The organism is Haloferula sp. A504 (assembly GCF_044385805.1).
In the GTDB taxonomy this organism is placed as follows: Bacteria; Verrucomicrobiota; Verrucomicrobiia; order Verrucomicrobiales; family Akkermansiaceae; genus Haloferula.
In genome coordinates, this window is the sequence record NZ_JBISBU010000109.1 from 1 (window position 1) to 5,888 (window position 5,888).

Annotated in this window: 3 protein-coding genes and 1 other RNA gene; 2 read left to right on the forward strand and 2 right to left on the reverse strand. The window is 63.3% G+C overall.

The window, feature by feature from the left end; genetic code table 11:
• Positions 1–160 precede the first annotated feature (160 nt).
• Positions 161–907, forward strand: coding sequence for a hypothetical protein (locus tag ACG2LG_RS23395; RefSeq protein ID WP_396263225.1), 747 nt, complete (start codon positions 161–163; stop codon positions 905–907).
• A 20-nt stretch (positions 908–927) separates the two neighbouring features.
• Here the strand turns inward: ACG2LG_RS23395 and ACG2LG_RS23400 are convergent, their stop codons facing one another.
• Positions 928–3,618, reverse strand: coding sequence for an endonuclease/exonuclease/phosphatase family protein (locus ACG2LG_RS23400; protein ID WP_396263227.1), 2,691 nt, complete (start codon positions 3,616–3,618; stop codon positions 928–930).
• Between the two features lie 76 nt (positions 3,619–3,694).
• On the opposite strand from ACG2LG_RS23400, the gene ACG2LG_RS23405 reads away from it, so the two are divergent.
• Positions 3,695–5,101: a sulfatase gene (locus ACG2LG_RS23405; RefSeq protein WP_396263229.1), complete on the forward strand. Its 1,407-nt coding sequence runs from the start codon at positions 3,695–3,697 to the stop codon at positions 5,099–5,101.
• A gap of 96 nt (positions 5,102–5,197) precedes the next feature.
• Here ACG2LG_RS23405 and rnpB read toward each other — a convergent pair.
• Positions 5,198–5,591, reverse strand: an RNA gene (rnpB, locus tag ACG2LG_RS23410) — RNase P RNA component class A.
• Between the last annotated feature and the right edge of the window lie 297 nt (positions 5,592–5,888).

The window sequence follows — 5,888 nt, forward strand, 5'->3', positions numbered from 1 at the left end:
ACCCGGATAACCTGCCGGTTTTGAGGGCAATGTCTAGCAAAAAGGAAACATCCCTTGCAACAGAGGCCCCGCAACTCCTGCGACACAAACGCCCTAGCCCGAAGCCGGGAACGCCGGATTCCAGCTGGATTGCTCCACCCGCTTCGATCAGGTTCTCCACATGTGTTGCTTCAGCCGTCCCGTGGAGTTTGTCAGCTCGACCCGGATCTTCGCCCGGATGATCGCGCCCGCACGGCAGGCCATCGCCTACCAGATGGAGTTTGGTTCCAAGGAGGACATGGCGATGATCCTGCCGCTTCCGGTGGCACCCGGAACCGGTGATGACGCCCTCAAATTCATCAATCTCGAAGACTACAGGGATTTCTTCGATGACCTGAGAAGCGGCTTCCCCGTGCCCGAGTCGCGGGCATTCGCCCTGGATACCGACAGCCAGTCGAACACCCTGAAGGTCGAGCAGGTTGGTGCCTTCGAAGCTTCCTTCGTCCCCGGCCCCACCGACTTCGACCGGCTGGATCCGCGCTTCAGCATCCGCAAGGACATCTGGGACAAGATTCCGGTCTATGCCGACTACGGCTTCGCCGTCTTCAAGCTGCGCAAGGGCGAGCACGAAGCGCATCCGATGGCCTTCACTTTCCCCACCCGCCACGCCGACAAGCTCTTCTTCCCCACGGTCCACATCCACGACGGGGAAGTGCATGAAAAGGAAGAGTTCGATCATTCCCTCTACTGCCAGGTGGAGAAGACCGGTCTCTTCGCCCTGACCCGCTGGGAGGAAAGCCCGGGGGTCGCCGCGAGCTTCTCAAAGCCCTCCAAGTCTCAGGGCCTGCTCGACAAGGACAAGCACGTCTATCGCCGCAGGATGCGCGGCATGCTCGACAACGAGGATGTCGTACTCGGCACGGCTTGATGCCACTGGCAGGCGGAGCGCTACTCCCCCGCCCGGACCCGGGCGAATACGCGATTCCCACCTGTGGGCAGCGGGAAGACGATCTGGGCGCCCTGACCCTCGACGATTGCCGACTGATCCCAGCTCACGAGATCGTCGCACCACTCGACAGTGTAGAGCACGCCCTCCGCGCCGGGAAAGCTCAGCTCGGGGCCGCCGGCACCCGCCGCCACCAAGACCTCGAACCTTGATCCGCCATCCAGGGGATCGGTGCCAAACGCAAGCTCGTCATCGTCCAGCGAGCCGTCGTTGTCGTCGTCGGGATCGAGATCATCCGCAAGGCCATCACCATCGGTGTCTTCCACAAACCCGACCGTCACCTGATCGATTGCGAGACCCTGCGATGGCACGCCCGGCAACACGATGGCTTGTCCGGCGTTGATCAATCCCGGGCTGTGAACGACCCCCGAGGGGAAACGGATCCATGAAAAGTCAGAGGCTGCCGTCCCACTCCCAATCCGACCGATCGACCGCTCGCCGACCGGATTGGTCCCCGGCTGGCTCTCTCCAACGTCCACCGACATCAAACCGCTGGCAGGCCCCTCCGTGGCCACAAAATTCCCCTCGTATGATAGAAACTCCATCACTTCTCCATCGACCACCAGTGCCATCCCATCCGGAGCACCGTTCTGGATTCCAGAAATGAACTTGGAGAAGAACTGGTGCCCCGACGTCGAAGTCGAGCCCTCATCGCCAGGACCCAGCGCATGTGCCGAGCCAACAATCTTCCCATCGTTTCCATTGTAGAGGAGGAGCTCAATCGACGAGGGATCGCCGGCAAACCCCGGGCCCACGACCACCTCGACGAACTCACCCTGGTCCGTGCCGTCATTGTCGTAGTGAAACTCATTGATGAACACGTCGTCCGGAAGCGGTGCTGAGTTTTCGTCCGGCACGAAGCGGAAACGCAGGGTGAAGGTTGATCCAGGCGCGACGGAAAGACCTGCAACCCGCGCGGAAAGTGTCGATGGGGCACCACCCGACACCGGACCCGCCGGCAGGTCCGTGCGGGCATGGAATCTCAGGGAGGGAATCGGAATCACCTGACCACCCGCTTCCAGCTCGACCTCGATCTGGTCCGCCGCCCCTCCCAGCGACGAGCGCCACTGTTCGGCATCATAGGCCAAATCCAAAATCGTCAGCGGCACCGTCGAACCATTGGTGTAGTCGGTCTCCAACACCAGGCCCGCGCCATCGCTGACAAAGCCCATCGCTTCCTCACCACTTGGACCATAGGCCCTTCCCCCCGCAATCACGGAGCTGCCGTCGTCCGGTCCAACCCAAGTGCCCGATGCCGCCACCCACGGGGCGGGAGCGTGGGTTCCACCAAAGCCATCGAAGTCCTCGAGAATCGTCTCTCCCGCTTGGGTGAAGACATAGCCGCTGTCGGAATCGGCCACCTCGATCGAAGTTACGGCCTGGGCATATCCGCTGGCGGTCACGGTGAAACTCACGGTTCTCGTCCCATCCACGAGGAAATTCCGTGAGGTTCGAACTGCCGTCGATGCCGTGGTGTCTCCGATCGCGATCGGCAAAGTCGCATCCACCGGCACCGCCGCGGAGTCATCCGAGGAAAGCGCCAGGGTCAGCGGTGCCGCCGCCGGCTCGGCAAGCGTCACGGTGAGCATCACGGTGCCTTCCGGGTCGGCTTCGGAGACGCTCGCCGCCGACGCCGCAAGGGCGAGGTTGAAGGCCTCCTGATCCAGCTCGAAGTCGCCGAAGATCGCGTAGTGGTCCGATGCCAACTCACTGGTGTCGGACGGAAGCGGACTGCCGGCCTTGTCCAACCCCTGGCCGTTGGCGGTATCGAGCAGCGAGTTGTAGATCTCCGTCTCGTAAGGCCGTCCGGCAAGCCCGGGAGAGACCAGCAGGAAGTCGAGCCGGCTACCCGATTCGAAGGTGGCAGCACTCCCGTCGAGCTGGCGGGGTTCCGTCATGGCGGGAAGCGGACTGCCGAAGTACGGCAGCAGATCCCCGGTGTAGCTCAGCGGAAAGGTCACATCCGCCCCGAGCGAGTAGGTCCCGGGCAGGCTTGAGCGAATTTCGGTGAAGGTGCTGTCGATCCCCGATGGATTGAAGTCACCGAGGATGATGAAGTTGTCCGAAGCTCCGAAACCACTCCCTTCGAGATAGTCGACGATCCGTTTCATTTCGACGGCCCGGCGGAAGCGGTCGTCGAGTCCACCGCCGGACTTCAGGTGCGCCGCGATCACCAGCGGATCGGCGTCGGTGCCGGGGACATCGACCACCACCGCCACCGGGTGACGGGAGATCTCCTTGGCGCCCGGGGGCGAAACGATCGATTCCGCCAGCGTGAAAGGAAAACGCGAGAGCACGACGACCCGCAGGTTCGTGTCGAAGTTTCCCGAATTCGAGCCGATGTGGAGGTGCGGATACCCGAGAGTCGCCGCCAGTTGCTCCAGCTCGCTCAAGGGCGTTCCCGTGGTATCCGAGGTATGAACCTCCTGAAGCGCCACCACGTCGGCATCGATCCGGTCCAGAATCGCCACCACCGTGTCGTGGTCGACCGTTCCGGGATCGCCGAGGGCGAAACTCGGCCACCAATCCTCGTTGAACTGCGTGCCAACATTGAAAGTCGCCACCCGCAGCTCCACCGCTCCGAGACAGGACGCAAAAAGGAGCAGGACGAATATTACACGCAGCACGGGCATTCGATAGTCGGCGTCGTGCGGTCTGTCGACTTCATCAGGGCGAAAAAGAAGCCACCTCATCCGAGTATGCTCCCGCATGCTTTCGCGTATCCTTCTCACTCTCACGCTCTTCACCAGCCTCCCTGCTCCCGCGGGTGACAAGCCGAACGTCCTGCTGATCTGCGTCGACGATCTGCGGCCGGAACTTGGCTGCTACGGGGTCGACTACATCCAGTCTCCGAACATCGACCGCCTCGCCGGGAGCGGGCGGATCTTCAGCCGCCACTACGTTCAGGCACCCACCTGCGGGGCATCCCGCTACACGCTGCTGACCGGTCGCTACGATCGCCGCAACGGCGGCAACGGAGCCCTCTTCGCACGGGCCTCCAAACTCGGGGACCCTCCGGCCCACCCGTCGCTGCCCCGACACCTGCGCGACCACGGCTACCAGACGGTTTCCGTCGGCAAGGTAAGCCATCACCCGGGTGGGCGAGGCGGCAAGGACTGGGACGACGACACCAAGCCCGAGATGCCCGGCGCGTGGACGCGCCACCTCCAGCCGACGGGCGACTGGCAGCACCCGCGCGGCATCATGCACGGACTTGCTCATGGGGAGATCCGGAAAAAGGCCGGTGAGATGGACGTCTTTCAGGCGGCGCCGGGCGGCGACGAGATCTACCCGGATGGCCTGATCACCAACGAGGCGCTCAAGCAGTTGAAGATGCTCGCCGGGGACGAGCCCCCCTTCTTCCTCGCGGTCGGCATCATCCGCCCGCACCTGCCCTTCGGAGCACCCAAGAAGTACTTCGATCCCTACCAAGGGGTCGAACTACCTCCGATCCCCCACCCCGCGAAGCCAAAGGGTCTCTCGACCTGGCACGGATCCGGTGAATTCATGAAATACAACCGCTGGGGCAAGGACCCGCGGAAGGACGACGACTTCGCCACCGAAGTGCGTCGGCACTACGCCGCCTGCGTCAGCTACGCCGACGCGCAGGTCGGCCGGATCCTCGAAGCCCTCGAGGCCACCGGGGAAATGGACAACACCATCGTCCTGCTCTGGGGCGATCACGGCTGGCATCTCGGCGAGCACGCGGTGTGGGGAAAACACACGCTCTACGAGGAGTCGCTCCGCTCCCCCCTCATCATCCGCTACCCGGACGTCCCGAAGCCCGGCGCAACAACCGACGCCGTCGTCGAGACCGTCGACCTCTTCGCCACGCTCTGCGAGCTCACCGGACTGCCCGCGCCCGGCGAACTCGACAGCCGGAGCCTGATGCCGCAGCTCGAGGATCCCGCCGCCGGCGGCGACGCGGCACTGTCTTACCACGGAGGGTCCAGGACCCTGAGAACCGACACCCATCGCCTGATCGTTCACAAGTCCGGGGAAGCCGAACTCTACGATCATCGGACCGCGGAAGGGGAAACCCGCAACGTGGCCACGGATCATCCGGCAATCGTCGAGGCGCTCGGCAAGCAGATCGCCGAAGACCTTGAACCCTGAAGACTATTTCTTACGACGCTTCCGGGGTCCTTCCAGCACAGAGCAGCAGCAGGACGAAGATGGGAAGCTTCATGGGTCCAAGGGTCGTGGAAAAAGGGTGGCCGCTCCCCTGTAAGCCGGATTCTGTTCCCCCCGCCTTTGCGGAGTTCGACGATCATTTCTCTATGCGACTAATACCCGGGGATTCAACGGGCGGGCGACCCTTCCCCTGTTCTGTCTTGCACCGCGCGGGGTTTGCCATGCCTCCATTGTTGCCTCCGGAGCGGTGGGCTCTTACCCCACCTTTTCACCCTTACCCGCCTTCGCCAAGGCTTCGGCGGGCAAGCCCGTCGCACCCTGGTTCCAGCAGGCGGTTTGTTTTCTGCTGCACTTTCCGTCCGGGCCCCTCGCGGAGACCCGGCCCCCGTTTTCACGAGGCGCGCTGCCCTGTGGTGTCCGGACTTTCCTCAGCCCCGCCCGAAGACGGAACCGCGATCGCCCGGGGAGCGGCACCGAAGCTTCGCTTCGGAAGTTCCAAGTTCCAAGTTCCAAGTTCCAAGCCCGCCCCTTCTGTTCGTAGTTCCCCCTTCAGGGGGTCTTCCGTCTTGTTCTCCAGGCGGGAGTCGCCGGACCGTTCGTTGGACCCCCTGAAGGGGAAACTACGTACCACACTGGCCCGCCTCATGGGTTCCAAGCGCCGCAGCCTCGGCATCCTAGTGTCCCGCGCGGCAAGTTCGTCACCTTTCGAGATGATGGGAGTTATTTTGAAATCAGCTCGCTGCGCTCGTCCGCCGGACGGGGCGCGGAT

Excerpts from the sequence above, each read along its gene's own strand:
- ACG2LG_RS23395 (WP_396263225.1), top strand. The coding sequence starts at position 161 with ATGTGTTGCTTCAGCCGTCCCGTGGAGTTTGTCAGCTCGACCCGGATC.
- ACG2LG_RS23400 (WP_396263227.1), bottom strand. The coding sequence starts at position 3,618 with ATGCCCGTGCTGCGTGTAATATTCGTCCTGCTCCTTTTTGCGTCCTGT.
- ACG2LG_RS23405 (WP_396263229.1), top strand. The coding sequence starts at position 3,695 with ATGCTTTCGCGTATCCTTCTCACTCTCACGCTCTTCACCAGCCTCCCT.